The 14582-nt window shown below is 63.1% G+C and carries 15 protein-coding genes and 1 pseudogene; 10 read left to right on the forward strand and 6 right to left on the reverse strand.

Going from position 1 to position 14582, the window contains the following annotated elements:
• Positions 1-110: 110 nt before the first annotated feature.
• From urtB to Cth01_RS07410, 5 genes are all read right to left on the reverse strand, one after another.
• The gene (gene urtB, locus Cth01_RS07390; protein ID WP_045838838.1) at positions 111-1724 is read right to left on the reverse strand and encodes an urea ABC transporter permease subunit UrtB; all 1614 of its coding nucleotides are present in this window, start codon (positions 1722-1724) and stop codon (positions 111-113) included.
• A 105-nt stretch (positions 1725-1829) separates the two neighbouring features.
• Positions 1830-3098, reverse strand: coding sequence for an urea ABC transporter substrate-binding protein (gene urtA, locus Cth01_RS07395; protein ID WP_034377381.1), 1269 nt, complete (start codon positions 3096-3098; stop codon positions 1830-1832).
• A 480-nt stretch (positions 3099-3578) separates the two neighbouring features.
• Positions 3579-4310, reverse strand: a complete 732-nt coding sequence (locus Cth01_RS07400) for a DUF4198 domain-containing protein (protein WP_034377432.1) — start codon at positions 4308-4310, stop codon at positions 3579-3581.
• A gap of 14 nt (positions 4311-4324) precedes the next feature.
• Entirely contained in the window at positions 4325-6394 is a 2070-nt protein-coding gene (locus Cth01_RS07405) for a TonB-dependent receptor (protein WP_233425124.1), read from the reverse strand.
• The gene (locus Cth01_RS07410; protein ID WP_034355180.1) at positions 6387-6617 is read right to left on the reverse strand and encodes a hypothetical protein; all 231 of its coding nucleotides are present in this window, start codon (positions 6615-6617) and stop codon (positions 6387-6389) included. Before Cth01_RS07410 ends, Cth01_RS07405 begins: the two co-directional genes overlap by 8 nt.
• A 65-nt stretch (positions 6618-6682) precedes the next feature.
• Here Cth01_RS07410 and Cth01_RS07415 point away from each other — a divergent pair, with 65 nt between their 5' ends.
• The 5 genes from Cth01_RS07415 (at position 6683) to ureC (ending at position 10489) form a co-directional block, all read left to right on the forward strand.
• Positions 6683-6985, forward strand: a complete 303-nt coding sequence (locus Cth01_RS07415) for an urease subunit gamma (RefSeq protein ID WP_003068240.1) — start codon at positions 6683-6685, stop codon at positions 6983-6985.
• A 64-nt stretch (positions 6986-7049) separates the two neighbouring features.
• Positions 7050-7667, forward strand: a complete 618-nt coding sequence (locus Cth01_RS07420) for a HupE/UreJ family protein (protein WP_034377382.1) — start codon at positions 7050-7052, stop codon at positions 7665-7667.
• A gap of 54 nt (positions 7668-7721) precedes the next feature.
• Positions 7722-8045 carry an urease subunit beta gene (locus tag Cth01_RS07425; protein ID WP_034355186.1) on the forward strand — a complete coding sequence of 108 codons (324 nt, stop codon included), beginning with the start codon at positions 7722-7724 and terminating at the stop codon, positions 8043-8045.
• A 6-nt stretch (positions 8046-8051) separates the two neighbouring features.
• Entirely contained in the window at positions 8052-8723 is a 672-nt protein-coding gene (locus tag Cth01_RS07430) for a LysE family transporter (protein WP_034377383.1), read from the forward strand.
• Between the two features lie 23 nt (positions 8724-8746).
• Complete coding sequence (ureC, locus tag Cth01_RS07435) at positions 8747-10489, forward strand: urease subunit alpha (RefSeq protein WP_034377384.1); 1743 nt, start codon at positions 8747-8749, stop codon at positions 10487-10489.
• Here ureC and Cth01_RS07440 read toward each other — a convergent pair.
• Positions 10474-10980 carry a gamma-glutamylcyclotransferase family protein gene (locus Cth01_RS07440; protein ID WP_045838840.1) on the reverse strand — a complete coding sequence of 169 codons (507 nt, stop codon included), beginning with the start codon at positions 10978-10980 and terminating at the stop codon, positions 10474-10476. The genes ureC and Cth01_RS07440 overlap by 16 nt on opposite strands.
• 109 nt (positions 10981-11089) lie before the next feature.
• Between Cth01_RS07440 and ureE the strand changes: the two are divergent.
• The 5 genes and pseudogenes from ureE to Cth01_RS07465 form a co-directional block, all read left to right on the forward strand.
• Positions 11090-11608 (forward strand): annotated as a pseudogene (ureE, locus tag Cth01_RS07445) (urease accessory protein UreE); the annotation flags it as partial.
• Positions 11595-12311: an urease accessory protein UreF gene (locus Cth01_RS07450; protein WP_045838868.1), complete on the forward strand. Its 717-nt coding sequence runs from the start codon at positions 11595-11597 to the stop codon at positions 12309-12311. The pseudogene ureE and the gene Cth01_RS07450, both read left to right, overlap by 14 nt.
• A 13-nt stretch (positions 12312-12324) precedes the next feature.
• Positions 12325-12657 carry an antibiotic biosynthesis monooxygenase family protein gene (locus Cth01_RS07455; protein WP_034355202.1) on the forward strand — a complete coding sequence of 111 codons (333 nt, stop codon included), beginning with the start codon at positions 12325-12327 and terminating at the stop codon, positions 12655-12657.
• A 32-nt stretch (positions 12658-12689) separates the two neighbouring features.
• Positions 12690-13349 carry an urease accessory protein UreG gene (gene ureG / locus Cth01_RS07460; protein ID WP_034377387.1) on the forward strand — a complete coding sequence of 220 codons (660 nt, stop codon included), beginning with the start codon at positions 12690-12692 and terminating at the stop codon, positions 13347-13349.
• Between the two features lie 625 nt (positions 13350-13974).
• Positions 13975-14490, forward strand: coding sequence for a GNAT family N-acetyltransferase (locus Cth01_RS07465; RefSeq protein ID WP_034395953.1), 516 nt, complete (start codon positions 13975-13977; stop codon positions 14488-14490).
• Positions 14491-14582 lie beyond the last annotated feature (92 nt).

The following is a 14582-nucleotide window of genomic DNA, read 5'->3' on the forward strand; positions in this document are numbered from 1 at the left end:
AGGTACGAGACACCGAGCAAGGGCCGCCCCGCAGCGAGGGTGTCGTCCCCTGCCCGCAGCGCGCAGCAATGCGAGAGCGGGGGAAGGCGCGAAGCGACTCAGGGGGTGTTTCATGTTTCCGCACTGCGGCCCTTCAAGGCAAAGATGCCTTGTGGACGCTTTTGAATGAAGACCACGATGAACAGCAGCACGGCGATCTTGGCCAGCACAGCCCCGGTCCAGCCTTCCAGCAGCTTGCTGAGCACGCCCAGGCCCAGAGCCGCATAGACGGTGCCCGCCAGCTGCCCCACACCGCCCAGCACCACCACAAGGAAACTGTCCACGATGTAGTTCTGCCCCAGATCCGGACCCACATTGCCGATCTGGCTCAAGGCGCAGCCGGCAAGACCGGCGATACCGGAGCCCAGTGCAAACGCATAGGTGTCGGTGCGTGCCGTGTTGACGCCCACACAGGAAGCCATGGCGCGGTTCTGTGTCACGCCGCGCACGAACAGGCCCAGGCGCGTTCTGGCGATCATGAAGGCCACGCCCGCCAGCACGGCAAAGGCAAAAACGATGATGGCGATGCGGTTGTAGGGCAGCGTCAGATTGGGCAGCAGCGCAATCCCGCCACTCATCCAGACGGGGTTTTCCACGCCCACGTTCTGCGCTCCGAAAATGCTGCGCACGGTCTGCTGCAGCACCAGGCTGATGCCGAAGGTGGCCAGCAGGGTCTCCAGCGGACGGCCGTAGAGAAAGCGGATCACGCCGCGCTCCAGCACCGCGCCAACCAGCGCCGAGGCCAGAAAGGCCACAGGAATCGCCACTACCAGATACCAGCCAAACCAGGCCTCGGGCAGCCAGCGCTGGAATGCGACCTGCACCAGATAGGTGGCATAGGCACCGATCATGATCAGCTCGCCGTGCGCCATATTGATGACGCCCATCAGGCCGTAGGTGATCGCCAGACCCAGAGCCGCGAGCAACAGCACCGAGCCCAGGCTGATGCCGCTGAAGATCGCCCCCAGCCTGTCGCCCCAGGCCAGGCCTTCGGCAATGCCGGCCAGCGCGGCCTTGATGGCTTTTTGCACGCCGGGGTCGGTCTCTTCGGACAGGCGCTGGTTCAACAGCAACTGCGTCTCCGGGGTCTGCTGATGCGACAGCTGCTGCACCGCCTTCAGACGCTGCTGCACATCGTCGCTGCCCAGCAGGCTGGCAGCCAGGCTGCGCTCCAGCAGGGCTCGGACCTGCCCGTCCTGTTCAGCGGCCAGCGCTTTTTCGATCAGGGGAAGCCGCCCAGCATCAGGCTCGGAGGCCAGTTGCTCGGCAGCCTTGCGGCGTGCCTGCACATCGCTGCTGCCCAACGCCAGCGCGGCCTGCGCCGTGTCGATGACCGAGCGCAGGTAATTGTTGCTGACGACCTCCTCGGCATCGGGCGGGAGCTTGACGGCTGCGCCGGTCGCCGCATCGCTGACCGCATCGCCGCTGACCACATAGGCCCGGCCCTGGGACACGCGCACTTCATCGTTGGCGAGCGCGCCCAGATAGGCCGACAGGCGACCGCCGTCGGTCTGTGCATCCGGCGCCAGCACGGCCTGATTGATCGCCAGCACGCGCTGCTCGGAATCGTCTGCCGCCGCCATGGCATAAGCCTGCTCGGTCGTCAGTGCGTGACTGGCAAAGCTCAGCAAAGAGCCCAGCCCGGCGGCCAATGCCAGCCTCAATGACTTGCGCAGTATGTTCATAGGAATTTCAGGTTTCTAGCGCTGCGGCCCTTGTCAATAAAGCGCAAGCAGCTATCTCTTCAGGACTGGAGAGCCCACCAGACCTCTCCAGTCCGAGGGAGCGAATCAGGAGCTCTTGCCGTTGGGCTCGTCCTTCTTCTTGTCGTTGCCTTCGATATACGGGCTCCAGGGCTGGGCCTTGACCGGGCCCTTGGTCTTCCAGACCACGCTGAACTGGCCGTCGGCCTTGATCTCGCCGACCATCACGGGCTTGTGCAGATGGTGATTCTTCTCGTCCATCTTCAGCGTGAAGCCGCTGGGTGCGGCAAAGGTCTGGCCCGCCATGGCCGCGATCACCTTGTCGGTATCCGTGCTCTTGGCTTTCTCCACGGCCTGCTTCCACATGTGGATGCCGACCCAGGTGGCTTCCATCGGGTCATTGGTCAGAGGCTTGTCCTTGTGGCCCGCGATGTTCTTGGCCTTGGCGTAATCGCTCCACTGCTTGATGAAGGCCGTGTTGGTCGGGTTCTTCACGCTCATGAAGTAGTTCCATGCCGCCAGGTGACCGACCAGAGGCTTGGTGTCCACGCCGCGCAGCTCTTCCTCACCCACACTGAAGGCCACGACCGGCACATCCTTGGCCTTGAGGCCGGCATTGCCCAGCTCCTTGTAGAAGGGCACGTTGGAGTCGCCGTTGATGGTGGAGATCACGGCGGTCTTGCCGCCCGTGGAGAACTTCTTCACATCGGCCACGATGGTCTGGTAGTCGCTGTGGCCGAAGGGGGTGTAGGTTTCCATGATGTCGGAATCCTTGACGCCCTTGGACTTGAGGAAGGCACGCAGAATCTTGTTGGTGGTGCGCGGATACACATAGTCCGTGCCCAGCAGCACAAAGCGCTTGGCTCCGCCGCCTTCCTTGCTCATCAGGTACTCGACAGCGGGTATCGCCTGCTGGTTGGGTGCGGCGCCGGTGTAGAAGACGTTCTTGGAGAGTTCCTCACCCTCGTACTGCACGGGGTAGAACAGCAGGCCGTTGTTCTGCTCGAACACCGGCAGCACGGACTTGCGCGACACGCTGGTCCAGCAACCGAAGACCACGGCCACCTTGTCCTGGGTGATCAGCTGCTTGGCCTTTTCGGCAAACAGCGGCCAGTTGGAGGCGGGGTCCACCACCACGGGCTCGAGCTTTTTGCCGAGCACGCCGCCCTTGGCATTGATGTCGTCGATGGCCATCAGCACCGTGTCCTTGAGCACGGTCTCGGAGATGGCCATGGTTCCCGAGAGACTGTGCAGCACGCCCACCTTGATGGTGTCTGCAGCCAGCACCTGAGAAGTCAAGCCCAGGCCCAGAGCCATGGATGCAGCCAGTGTTGTGAGGGTTCCGCGACGATTCATTTCAGCACTCCCAGGAGGTTTTGTTCGGTCACATTGACCGCAAAAACTTAGGTGCAATTACCGTGCCAGCACCACCCGCCATGGCTTGCTCACTGCATACGGCGGCGCTGCTGCCGCTTTTTTGCCGAGCACAGGCCGAATGCAACTTTGTGCGATCAGCATCGGCCACATGCAGGCACCATTGCAGTGCCGCATGCACCAGATGCAGACCGCGCAAACCAGCCAGCACTATTGAAGTGCACGACAGCCTGTCGCCTCAGAGCGGCTGCAGGCATGCCGGCAAGGCCGCGCTGCGCAGCTTGCCAGTCCACGGATCGAGAGCGGCCTTGGTCTGCAGCAAAGCAGATCGAGTTGTTTGCTGGCCTTGCCGTCCTGCACTGCATAGACATGCAGCTTGCTCATCTGCACGGCAAATCGCCGCCTCGCGGATGCCTTGCAGAATCTGCGCTCCGGTGCGAAAGCCGACGGAACGCAGCTTCATCAATGCACGGCAAAGCGCAGCAGATACTCGTAGCTGTTCTCGGTTGTCCTGGGGTCGCCCTGCACAGGCTGACGCAGTATGGCCTGCAGCGTATTGCTGCCGACAGCAGGCGTCATGATCGCCAGACCCTGCGCGTCCGTCATCGTGGGAGAGCCGTTCTCCCCCCAGGACAGCCTCACGCCAGACTGCGGCTTGCCATGCAGCAACACCTGCAGCCTGAGCGGCTGACCGGCATGGGGAGACTGCCCCTGAAGCGGCACCACCTCGAACATCTGCCCAAGCGGCTTTTGCATGACGGCGCCCCAGCGCACCACGGTCTTGTGGAACTTGCGCGCATGCACGCCGCGCACCGCACCGGGGTTCTGATCCATGGGCAGAGGCAGCATTGCGCCCTCAGCCCTGGCACTGCTGAAATAGCCGTTATCGAGTTCCACTGCGATCAGCGCAGCACTGGCATCGGGCTTGATACGGATGCCACCCTGCACATTCTGTACGGCGGCGGGCACTTCACGGCCGCGCAGGTCATAAGCATGCACACGCTGCAGCTTGGCCGGATCGAAGGCTTCTGTCCTGCCTTCATGACCGCCAAACTGCATGACATAGCCACCCTGCGCATCTGGCTCCAGCCAGACGTTATGGGCAGAGACCGGATTGGCGCATAGCAGCCAGGCAGCGGCCGTGGTGCACAGAATGCGCGCGATGATGTTTTTACGTGTGCTGCAAACAGACATGGGAGCTCCGGAAATCATAAGGAAAACTGCAGGCCCAGCTGCACGCTGCGCGGCGCGCCGGGGGCGACCAGACGCTGGCCGGCAATCATGGTGGTGGTACTGGCATAGCGGGTGTTGGCGGCGTTGCGCAGCCACAGACTCAGGCTGGCATTGCGCGCCAGGCTTGCGGGCAATCGGTATTGCAGACCCAGGTCCAGCCAGCGATAGCTGCCGGCCCATTCGGTATTGCTGGCGTTGATGGGCGCACGCCCCACATGGCGCAACACGCCATGCAAGGTGACATCGCCACGCGGCATCCAGCGCGCATGCAAGGTGCTGGTGTACTCAGGCACGGCCACCACGCGCCGGCCCAGCAGTGCGGCATCCGCGTTCTGCGTGACTTCGGAGCGATTGTGGCCATAAGTCCATTCCACATGCCAGTTGCGACTGGGCAGCCAGTGCAGCTGCAGCTCTGCACCCTTGCGCACGGTCGCGCCCAGGTTTTCATACTCACCAGGTGCCGTATTGCGTATTTCATGGCTGGAGCTGATGCGGTAGAGCGAGGCATCGATCAGCCAATGGGCCGATGGCTTCCACTCCACGCCCAGCTCGCTCTGGCGAAAGATATTGGCATGCAGGTCGCTGTTGCGCAGCGCGTATTTGGCAAAGTCGCTGGGCAACGCAAAGCCTTGCGACCAGTTGGCCCGCACGGCCGTCCGGGCATTGAGCTGCGCCAGGGCTCCCAGCTTGGGGCTGGCATGGCTGCGCCCCTGCATGCTCCTGCATTCATCGCCACTGGCCTCTGCCCCCAGCAGACTGCAACTGCCGTCAAAGTGGTCCCAGCGCAAGGCCGCCGTGGTCTGCAACCAGGCCGTTGGCTGCCAGCCAGCCTGGCCGTAGATCGCCGTGTTGTCGAGCCGTGTATTGCGATCATTCAATGCAGGGCCGGTACGCCGGCGATCCAGCAATCCATCCCAGTAGCCATAGTCCGTGGACTCGCGCACCTGCTCCAGGCCCAGCATCCAGTTCAGCTCGCGCGCCGCCAGAAGCGACTTGCCGCTGAGATTCAGCCCTGCTCCCAGCACGCTGCGGTCGTAGCGCTCCTCGCGCTGCATCCAGGTGGCGCTGCGCGGGCGCGTGAACCAGCGCACAAAATCCTGCTGCGTGCCGTAGACAAAACCCAGCAGCCGGGTATCTGCATCCAGTGCGTACTGCGCATCCAGGCGCAGCGTGCCAAAGTGCTTGTTGGCACCATCACCCACCACGCGGCTGTCCTTGCCCTGTGGGTCCTGCCGCCACTGCGCTTCGGTCAGATAGCCGGGCGAGTCGCCACGCGCCTCGTGCCAGCGACCGGACAGCGAGATATCGAGCTTTTCATGCACATGGTGCTTCCAGGTGCCGCTGATGGTGCTGCGCTCATGGCGCGAGGCGGGCCGCGCTCCATCACCGCGTGCATGCTGAGTCGCCAGGTTGAGCTGATCGCCGCCTTCCAGCTCGCGCCCGAGAGCTGCCTGTGCATCGAACATGCCATGCGAGCCAGCGCTGACATCGAACTCCGCATAGCTGCCATTGCGCCGCGTGCGCAGCTCCAGCAACCCTGCGCGGTTGTAATTGCCCTGCAGCACCGACACGGGACCGCGATAGACATTGACCTTGTCCAGCTCCAGCGGCACCACCACATTGAGATCGAAATAGCCATCCGCATGCGACATGGCTTCGTTGAGCGGGATGCCATCCAGTGTGGCCGCCACATCACCGCCGTGGCCACCTCCGCCAAAGCCGCGCAGCACCAGCCCGTTGGCCACACCGCTGAGCTGGTAGTGATTGACATGCATGCCGGGTACCTGGCTCCACAACGATTCCACCTCCTGTCTGGGTTGCTCGCGAATTTCGTCGCGCCTGAACTCGGTGACGGAAAACGCGCGTTGTGACTCATCCAGCGCCTGGCCTTTGACCAGGGCATTCACCCTCACCTCGGGCAATACCTTGTCGCCTTCCTCGGCTGTTTGCGCTTGTACGGCCGAAGCCATCCACAGCGTACCGCCCAAGACCAGCACTCCGAGTCTTGCCCTGGTACCCAGGCCCTGAGCGACGCCCTTATTCAATGGTCTTTTGTACATGCACCAGAACAGCAAAGTTCGTGCCATGCAATGCACCGCTACGGCTCGACAATGCACCACAAAGCACCATCGCTGCCTCGCCGATACGCCGTGGTGCATAACCGCGTGCCGACAGCACCAACAAGGTGCAAAACATCTGCGGCGACTTGCCTGCATGCTGGCAATAAAGACTGGCCTTTGGCATGGCACTTGCTACATAAAAGGGCATGAAACTGACTCCTCGCGTTCATTCAGCCCTGCCGGATGCGCGTGCCGACTGAGGGATTGAAGAAGATGGAACTGACACCACGCGAAAAAGACAAGCTGTTGATCTTCACTGCGGCCCTGCTGGCCGAGCGGCGCATGGCTCGTGGCCTCAAGCTCAACTACCCCGAGGCCGTGGCGCTGATCAGTGCCTTTGTGATGGAGGGTGCACGCGATGGCAGGACCGTGGCCCAGCTCATGAGCGAAGGCCGCAGCGTGCTGACCCGCGCCGATGTGATGGAGGGCATCCCCGAGATGATTCCCGACATCCAGATCGAAGCCACCTTCCCCGATGGCACCAAGCTGGTCACCGTGCATGAGCCCATCGCCTGAAGCAGCGTCCAGAGACTTCGAGCCTTTCAGCCATCAAACCCTTACCCATCAAGCGCAGATAGCTATGAAACTCAATAAGCTCCTTGTCACCACAGCCGCCGCGGCGACTGCACTGCCCCTGTCCGCTCTCGCACATATGGGCTCCGATGCAGGCAGCCATCACCACTTTCTCGACAGTCTGGGTCATGCTTTTGCCCACCCGTTTACCGGCGCCGACCATCTGGCCGCCATGCTGGCTGTGGGCGCCTGGAGCGCACTGACCATGCCCAGCCTGCGCACGGCCTGGCGTGCACCTGCGGCCTTTGTGGCCCTGCTGGTGGCGGGTGCCGTGGCCGGCTTTGCCGGCCTGTGGGTGCCGGGCGTAGAGCCCATGATTGCCGCATCCGTGCTGGTGCTGGGCCTGCTGGTGCTGGTTCAGCAAAAAATGCCCTGGGGCGCAGCCGCCGCCCTGGCTGCGGTGTTTGCCTTCTTCCACGGCGCTGCGCACGGCTTTGAGCTGGCTGGAGACAGCGGCCTGGCTGCCTTCGGTGCACTGCTGGGCATTGCTCTGGGCTCGGCCACACTGCATATCGCCGGCATGGTGCTCGGTCATGCCGTCATGCAGCGCCACCAGTGGCTGGCCAGGTTCGGCGGTGCTGCCACTGCCGCACTCGGCGCTTTCATGCTGACGAAACTGGTCTGATATGACACACCTCGGCACAGCGCAGCACAATGCCTTTGCGCAAGGAAACGAAAGATGATTCCCGGCGAATTGATTCTTGACGAGGGCAGCCATGCACTCAACCCCGGCCGCAGCACGCTCACGCTGGTGGTGAACAATGCCAGCGACCGGCCGATTCAGGTCGGCTCGCACTACCACTTCGCCGAAACCAATGCGGGCCTGGATTTCGACCGCACCGCCGCCCACGGCATGCGCCTGAATATTGCCAGCGGCATGGCCGTGCGCTTCGAGCCGGGCCAGCAACGCACGGTGGAGCTGGTCGAGATCGGCGGCGACCGCCAGATCTATGGCTTTCGCGGTCTGGTCCAGGGCCCACTGCCCGCAGATTCCAGGGACTGACCTGCCATGCTGATGCTGTTTGCTTCTGCTTTTGTGCTGGGCCTGGTGTTCAACGCAGCGCCCGGAGCAGTGTTTGCAGAGACCGTGCGCCAAGGTGTGCGCGGCGGCTATCGTCCGGCGCTGGCCGTGCAGCTGGGCTCCCTGGTGGGCGATGCGAGCTGGGCCTTGCTGGGCCTGGCCGGCATTGGTCTGGTCATGCAGATCGACGCCTTGCGCTGGCCGATTGGCCTGGCGGGCGCTGCCTACCTGCTCTGGCTGTCCTGGGACAGCTGGCAGGCCGCGCGTACCGAACACCGGCTCGATGCTTCAAACACCGCCGCCGCCACGCAGAAGCAGGCCCTGCGCCGCGGCATGGCCCTGTCGCTGACCAACCCGCAGAACCTGGCCTACTGGGCCGCCATGGGCAGCGCCCTCGGGGCGGTGGGCGTGGCCCAGCCCGGTGCCAGCGATTACGGGGTCTTCTTCGCGGGATTCATGACTTCGTCCCTGCTCTGGTGCTTTGTCTGCGCTGCCTTGGTGGACCGGCTTTTCCGCCGCCCTGCCGCGCACTGGAGCCGTTTTACCTACCGCTGCTGCGCTGCCCTGCTGCTGGCCCTGGCACTGGGCACATTGCGCGACCTGCTCAGCACAAGCCCCGCCGCCCTGCCACCGGCAGCCCAGCAGCAGTCCCTGCGCTGAACACCTGAATCGGAGATTCCTCAATGGCCACCATGGACCGACGAGCCTACGCAGAAACCTTTGGTCCCACCGTGGGTGACCGATTGCGCCTGGCCGACACCGAGCTCATCGTCGAAGTCGAAAAAGACTACACCCTGGCCGCTGGCGGCTATGGTGAGGAAGTGAAGTTCGGCGGCGGCAAGACCATCCGCGACGGCATGGCGCAAAGCCAGCGCACACGCGACGGGACGGGAACAGGGCCCTCTCGCGGCGGCTCGGTCGACACCGTGCTGACCAACGCACTGATCCTGGACCACTGGGGCATCGTCAAGGCCGACATCGGCCTCAAGGACGGCCGCATCGTGGCCATAGGCAAGGCCGGCAACCCCGACACTCAGCCGGGCGTGAGCATCATCATCGGCCCGGGCACGGAGATCATCTCCTGCGAAGGCAATATCGTCACCGCAGGCGGCATCGACACCCATATCCATTTCATTGCCCCGCAGCAGATCGAAGAAGCACTGACCAGCGGCGTGACCACCATGATCGGCGGCGGCACCGGCCCGGCCACCGGCACCTTCGCCACCACCTGCACGCCAGGCCCCTGGCATATGGAACGCATGCTGCAGGCCGCCGACGCCTTCCCCATGAATCTGGGTTTTCTGGGCAAGGGCAATGCCAGCCTGCCCGGCGGCCTGCACGAGCAGATCAATGCCGGCGCCATCGGCCTCAAGCTGCACGAGGACTGGGGCAGCACGCCGGCAGCGATCAGCAACTGCCTCGATGTGGCCGAAGACACCGACACCCAGGTCGCCATCCACACCGACACGCTCAACGAGTCCGGCTTTGTGGAGGACACCGTGGCCGCCTTCAAGGGCCGCACCATTCACACCTTCCACACCGAAGGCGCGGGTGGCGGCCATGCGCCCGACATCCTCAAGGTGGTGGGCGAGGCCAATGTGCTACCCAGCTCCACCAACCCCACGCGCCCCTACACCATCAACACGCTGGACGAGCATGTGGACATGCTCATGGTCTGCCACCACCTGGACGCCGGCATTGCCGAAGACCTGGCCTTTGCCGAAAGCCGCATCCGCAAGGAAACGATTGCTGCCGAGGACATCCTGCACGACATCGGCGCGATCAGCATGTTCAGCTCCGACAGCCAGGCCATGGGCCGCGTGGGCGAGGTCATACTGCGCACCTGGCAGACGGCGCACAAGATGAAGCTGCAGCGCGGCGCCCTGAGTGGTGACGGCGCGCGCAACGACAACTTCCGCATCAAGCGCTACATCGCCAAATACACCATCAATCCCGCGATTGCCCATGGCATCAGCCACGAGGTGGGCAGCATCGAGGTGGGCAAGTGGGCCGATATCGTGATCTGGAAGCCGGCCTTCTTTGGTGTCAAGCCGTTTTGCATACTCAAGGGCGGCAGCATCGCCATGGCGGCCATGGGCGATCCGAACGCCTCCATTCCCACGCCTCAGCCCGTGCATTACCGCCCCATGTTCGCGAGCTTTGGCGGAGCGCTTGCCAGGACCTCGCTGACCTTTGTCTCCCAGGCCGGACTTGCCGCCGGCATCGGCCAGCGCTTCGGCCTGCAAAAGACCTTGTCGGCGGTGAAGGGCATACGCAATGTGAAGAAGCAGCACATGATCCACAACGATCTGGCGCCACATATGGAGGTGGATGCCCAGACCTATGCCGTGCGCGCCAATGGCGATCTGCTGACCTGCGAGCCCGCGGTCAGCCTGCCCATGGCACAGCGCTATTTTCTGTTCTGAGCGGTGTTGAGCTGAAACTCCGAATCCGGATGCTGCATGCCCTTGCCCTCAAACCAGGCCAGCCAGTCACTGACGGCAAGCTCCGGCGCAGCGCTCACGGTGGCGGGCAAGGCCTCGTACACCAGCACAGTGATGGACTGCTGACCGCCCTGGGTCAGCATCACGGGCAGGGTCAGAATGCGCTTGACGTATTCGCCCAGGTCTTCGGGCCACAGGCCTTCGATGCGATCCATGGCCCGCTCCAGCGCTGCGTCCATGGGGTAGACCTCGGCCAGCACGGTCTGCGAGCCTTGCAGCCTCAGGCCCGGGTACCAGCCGAGGTCATGCAAAATGCCGGTCAGCTGGGTCCTGCCGACACAGGCGACGCCCGGCTGGAGCCTTGCAATATCGTTGATGCCACCGGCACGCAAAGTGCCATACACCGCCACATAGGCTGCGCCACAGCCCTGCCAGTCGGCAGGCGCATCATGCAAAGAGGTCGGGGCGGCCATTTCTGTCGAAGTTTCCAAAAGAGTTGTCCATCAAAATCACTGATATGCGCAGCGCATGCAACATGCGCGCCAATCTGGTCCGGGCCTTTTATTTCATTGTGAGTTCACCATGCTGACTGCCAACAAACTGCTGCTCCAGGGCCAGGGCCTTTCCGCCGTCATCCTCAAACGCGCCGCGTCCGTGGAACTGGACTGGGACGTACGTCAGAAGAGCCGCTTCGCCGCCACCGACAGCCAGGGTCGCGAGCTGGCCGTCTTCTTGCCACGCGGCCAGGCTGTGCGCGGCGGCGATGTACTGGTGGCCGAAGACGGCAGCCTGATCCGCGTGCTGGCCGCGCCGCAAAAAGTGCTGCATATCACGGCCTGCGCCGAGCATGGCACGCCGTTTGACCTGATGCGCGCGGCCTACCATCTGGGCAACCGCCATGTGCCGATCGAGCTGCAGCCCGACCACCTGAAGATCGAACCCGACCATGTGCTGGCCGATATGCTGCGCAGCATGCATATGACGGTGGTCGAAGCCGATCTGCCGTTCGAGCCCGAAGGAGGCGCCTATGGCGGCCATGTGACCAATGACGGCCACAGCCACCATCATCACGGCCATGGACACTCGCATGACCACGCCCACTGAGCCACTGCTGGCTCTTGGCGCGCAGAGCTTTCTGCAGCTGATGTGGCTGGCCTCGCCGGCCCTGCCCATCGGCGGCTTTTCCTACTCGGAAGGGCTTGAAGCAGCCATCAATGCGGCGCTGGTCGCAACGGAAGCAGAGGCCGCCGGCTGGCTGGTGCAGCAGCTGCATCTGACCCAGTCGCGCGGGGACATGGCCTTGATTGCGCAGGCCATGCCGGCCTGGAAAGGCGCCGATCTGGCGCGCATCGCCAGCCTCAACCAGTGGGTAAGAGTCACGCGCGAAACCAGCGAGCTGCGCCTGCAGACCGAGCAGATGGGCCGCTCGCTGACCGAGTGGCTGAAAAACCGCTACGCCGATGAAGCAGTCCCTCTGGCCTGCGTCCACTGGCTGGCCGCGCAGGATGCCAGCTACCCCATCGCCTTCTCGCTGGCGGCCCAATGCACCGGAGCCACGCCGCGCGATGCGCTGCTGGCCTATGCCTTTGGCTGGGCCGAGAACATGGTTCAGGCCGCCATCAAGACCGTGCCCCTGGGCCAGAGCGCCGGCCAGCGCATCCTGGCGCGACTGACTTCCGAGATTCCTGCCGCCGTCGAATACGCGCTGGCATTGCCGGACAACGCAAGACAGGCTTTTTCGCCCATGCTGGCCATTCTCTCGGCCCAGCATGAACACCAGTATTCTCGACTTTTCCGTAGCTGAACCTTCGTCCGCCATGTCTGCACTGTTTGCCGCCACACCCCAGCCACCGTACTACGCCGCCATCTTCACCTCCCAGCGCACCCAGGAGGACCGGGGCTATGGCGAGATGGCCGACCGCATGGTGGAGCTGGCCGGCCAGCAAGCAGGCTATCTGGGCGCTGAAAGCACCCGCGATGCCCAGGGCTTCGGCATCACCGTGTCTTACTGGGAAAGCGAGGAAGCCATCCGTCAATGGAAGCACAACGCCGAGCACCAGATCGCCCAGGAAAAAGGTCACACCGCCTGGTACCAGCATTTCGAGCTGCGCATTGCCAAGGTGGAGCGTGCCTACGGCAAGGCCCGCTGATCGCAACCCTCTCACCCCCGAAAGAACTCACCATGTCGACCGCACTGCACCATATCCCCAACCGCACCAAGAAGCTGCCGCCGCTGCGCGTGGGCATAGGCGGGCCCGTGGGCTCGGGCAAGACCACGATTCTGGAGATGCTCTGCAAGGCCATGCGCGGCAAATGGGACCTGGTTGCCATCACCAACGACATCTACACCAAGGAGGATCAGCGCCTGCTGACCATCAGTGGTGCCCTGCCCGCCGAGCGCATCATGGGGGTGGAAACCGGCGGCTGCCCGCACACGGCGATTCGCGAGGACGCCTCCATCAACCTGGAAGCCATCGACCGCATGCTCAAGGACTTCCCCGATGCCGACATCGTCTTCATCGAATCGGGCGGCGACAACCTGGCGGCCACCTTCAGCCCCGAGCTGTCGGATCTGACCATCTACGTGATCGACGTGGCAGCAGGCGAGAAGATTCCGCGCAAGGGCGGCCCCGGCATCACCAAGAGCGATCTCTTCGTCATCAACAAGACCGACCTGGCCCCCCATGTGGGCGCCAATCTGGACATCATGCGCAGCGACACCATCAAGCAGCGCACCACGCCCAAGGGGCTCAAGCCTTTTGTGATGACCAATCTCAAGACACTGGAAGGTCTGGACGAGGTGGTGACCTTCATAGAAAAACAGGGCCTGCTGGCGGCCTGATCATCTCTTTCGGGACGAAAAAAAGCCGCCTTGAGCGGCGGCTGTTTCTCGAACCAGTGCGTGATTACTGGTTGGCCAGGTCCAGATGGAACTCGCGAGCTTCTTGGATGAATTCGATCAGGGAGTTGATAGCTTGGCGCATGATGAGCTTTCTATGAAATCAAGAGATGCACTTCAAGCGATGGACAGCACGCATCTCATGTACTGTCATTCGCGGGTTAAGCCTTAAGGGTTAACCCTTGTGGCTAAGTATAAACCACTATCTTCGTTTTTGCAAAGCCCGTCCTGCGCAAAGGACGTCAGACTCGTCAGCGCACTGACTCGAAGTACTTGCTCACGCAGTTGCAAGGCCTGTGCAGGTCAATATTTGCGAGATTCCTGCATCAAAATTGCCGCAGAATGCTGTACTTTTCACCAGTAGGTCACCGAATTTGCCCTCCGACTGCTACGCTATGGCCTGTTGACAATATTTGTGGCGGGCTCACAACTCCCGCAGGTGGAAAGTGGAAATGGCGCGAGATTGTGGTTTGCAGCAGATGGACGGGCTTGCGTCCCATCGAGTGAATGCCGACATCCAGCCCGGCCGATATGCAGCGCCCGCCTTCCGCCGCAAGGGAGTGCGCGCATGAGCTCCACGCTGACCGGCCCGGGCACGACCGACTCCTGGCATATCACCACCATGAACCCCGCAGAAGCCCCCTGGCATCTGCTGCTGCTGGCCGACCCCTCGCGCGAGCGCGTCAAGCGCTATCTGCCCGGCTCCACCTGTTTTGGAGCGCGCCAGACGACCCAGTTCACGCCCAGCGGCCTCGGTGCCCTGATCGGCGTATGCGTGCTGGTCCCCGAGGGCGACGGCCTTCACCGATGGGAGCTGATGAATATGGCCGTGTCCACGGCCTGGCAGAGCAAGGGCATAGGTTCGGCCCTGCTGCAGCGCGCCATCCGTGAGATGCGCGAACGCGGCGTACAACAGCTGGAAGTGGGAACTGGCAGCTTTGGCGACCAGTTGCTGTTCTATCAACGCCTGGGGTTTCGCGTCACCGACATCGAGCGCGACTTCTTTTTGCAGAACTACACCACCCCGCTGTGGGAGCGCGGCGTGCAGCACAAAGACATGCTCAAGCTGACGCTGGATCTCTGAAAGCACTAGCGGCCGCCCCAAGATCTACAAGGCAGGGTGCCTGAAAAGCACAACGCACAAAGCACAAAGAACAAGAGGCGCCGCAGCGCCTC

The organism is Comamonas thiooxydans (genome assembly GCF_000964545.1).
In the GTDB taxonomy this organism is placed as follows: Bacteria; Pseudomonadota; Gammaproteobacteria; order Burkholderiales; family Burkholderiaceae_C; genus Comamonas; species Comamonas thiooxydans.

Excerpts from the sequence above, each read along its gene's own strand:
- urtB (WP_045838838.1), bottom strand. The coding sequence starts at position 1,724 with ATGAACATACTGCGCAAGTCATTGAGGCTGGCATTGGCCGCCGGGCTG.
- urtA (WP_034377381.1), bottom strand. The coding sequence starts at position 3,098 with ATGAATCGTCGCGGAACCCTCACAACACTGGCTGCATCCATGGCTCTG.
- Cth01_RS07400 (WP_034377432.1), bottom strand. The coding sequence starts at position 4,310 with ATGTCTGTTTGCAGCACACGTAAAAACATCATCGCGCGCATTCTGTGC.
- Cth01_RS07410 (WP_034355180.1), bottom strand. The coding sequence starts at position 6,617 with ATGCCCTTTTATGTAGCAAGTGCCATGCCAAAGGCCAGTCTTTATTGC.
- Cth01_RS07415 (WP_003068240.1), top strand. The coding sequence starts at position 6,683 with ATGGAACTGACACCACGCGAAAAAGACAAGCTGTTGATCTTCACTGCG.
- Cth01_RS07420 (WP_034377382.1), top strand. The coding sequence starts at position 7,050 with ATGAAACTCAATAAGCTCCTTGTCACCACAGCCGCCGCGGCGACTGCA.
- Cth01_RS07425 (WP_034355186.1), top strand. The coding sequence starts at position 7,722 with ATGATTCCCGGCGAATTGATTCTTGACGAGGGCAGCCATGCACTCAAC.
- Cth01_RS07430 (WP_034377383.1), top strand. The coding sequence starts at position 8,052 with ATGCTGATGCTGTTTGCTTCTGCTTTTGTGCTGGGCCTGGTGTTCAAC.
- ureC (WP_034377384.1), top strand. The coding sequence starts at position 8,747 with ATGGCCACCATGGACCGACGAGCCTACGCAGAAACCTTTGGTCCCACC.
- Cth01_RS07440 (WP_045838840.1), bottom strand. The coding sequence starts at position 10,980 with ATGGCCGCCCCGACCTCTTTGCATGATGCGCCTGCCGACTGGCAGGGC.
- Cth01_RS07450 (WP_045838868.1), top strand. The coding sequence starts at position 11,595 with ATGACCACGCCCACTGAGCCACTGCTGGCTCTTGGCGCGCAGAGCTTT.
- Cth01_RS07455 (WP_034355202.1), top strand. The coding sequence starts at position 12,325 with ATGTCTGCACTGTTTGCCGCCACACCCCAGCCACCGTACTACGCCGCC.
- ureG (WP_034377387.1), top strand. The coding sequence starts at position 12,690 with ATGTCGACCGCACTGCACCATATCCCCAACCGCACCAAGAAGCTGCCG.
- Cth01_RS07465 (WP_034395953.1), top strand. The coding sequence starts at position 13,975 with ATGAGCTCCACGCTGACCGGCCCGGGCACGACCGACTCCTGGCATATC.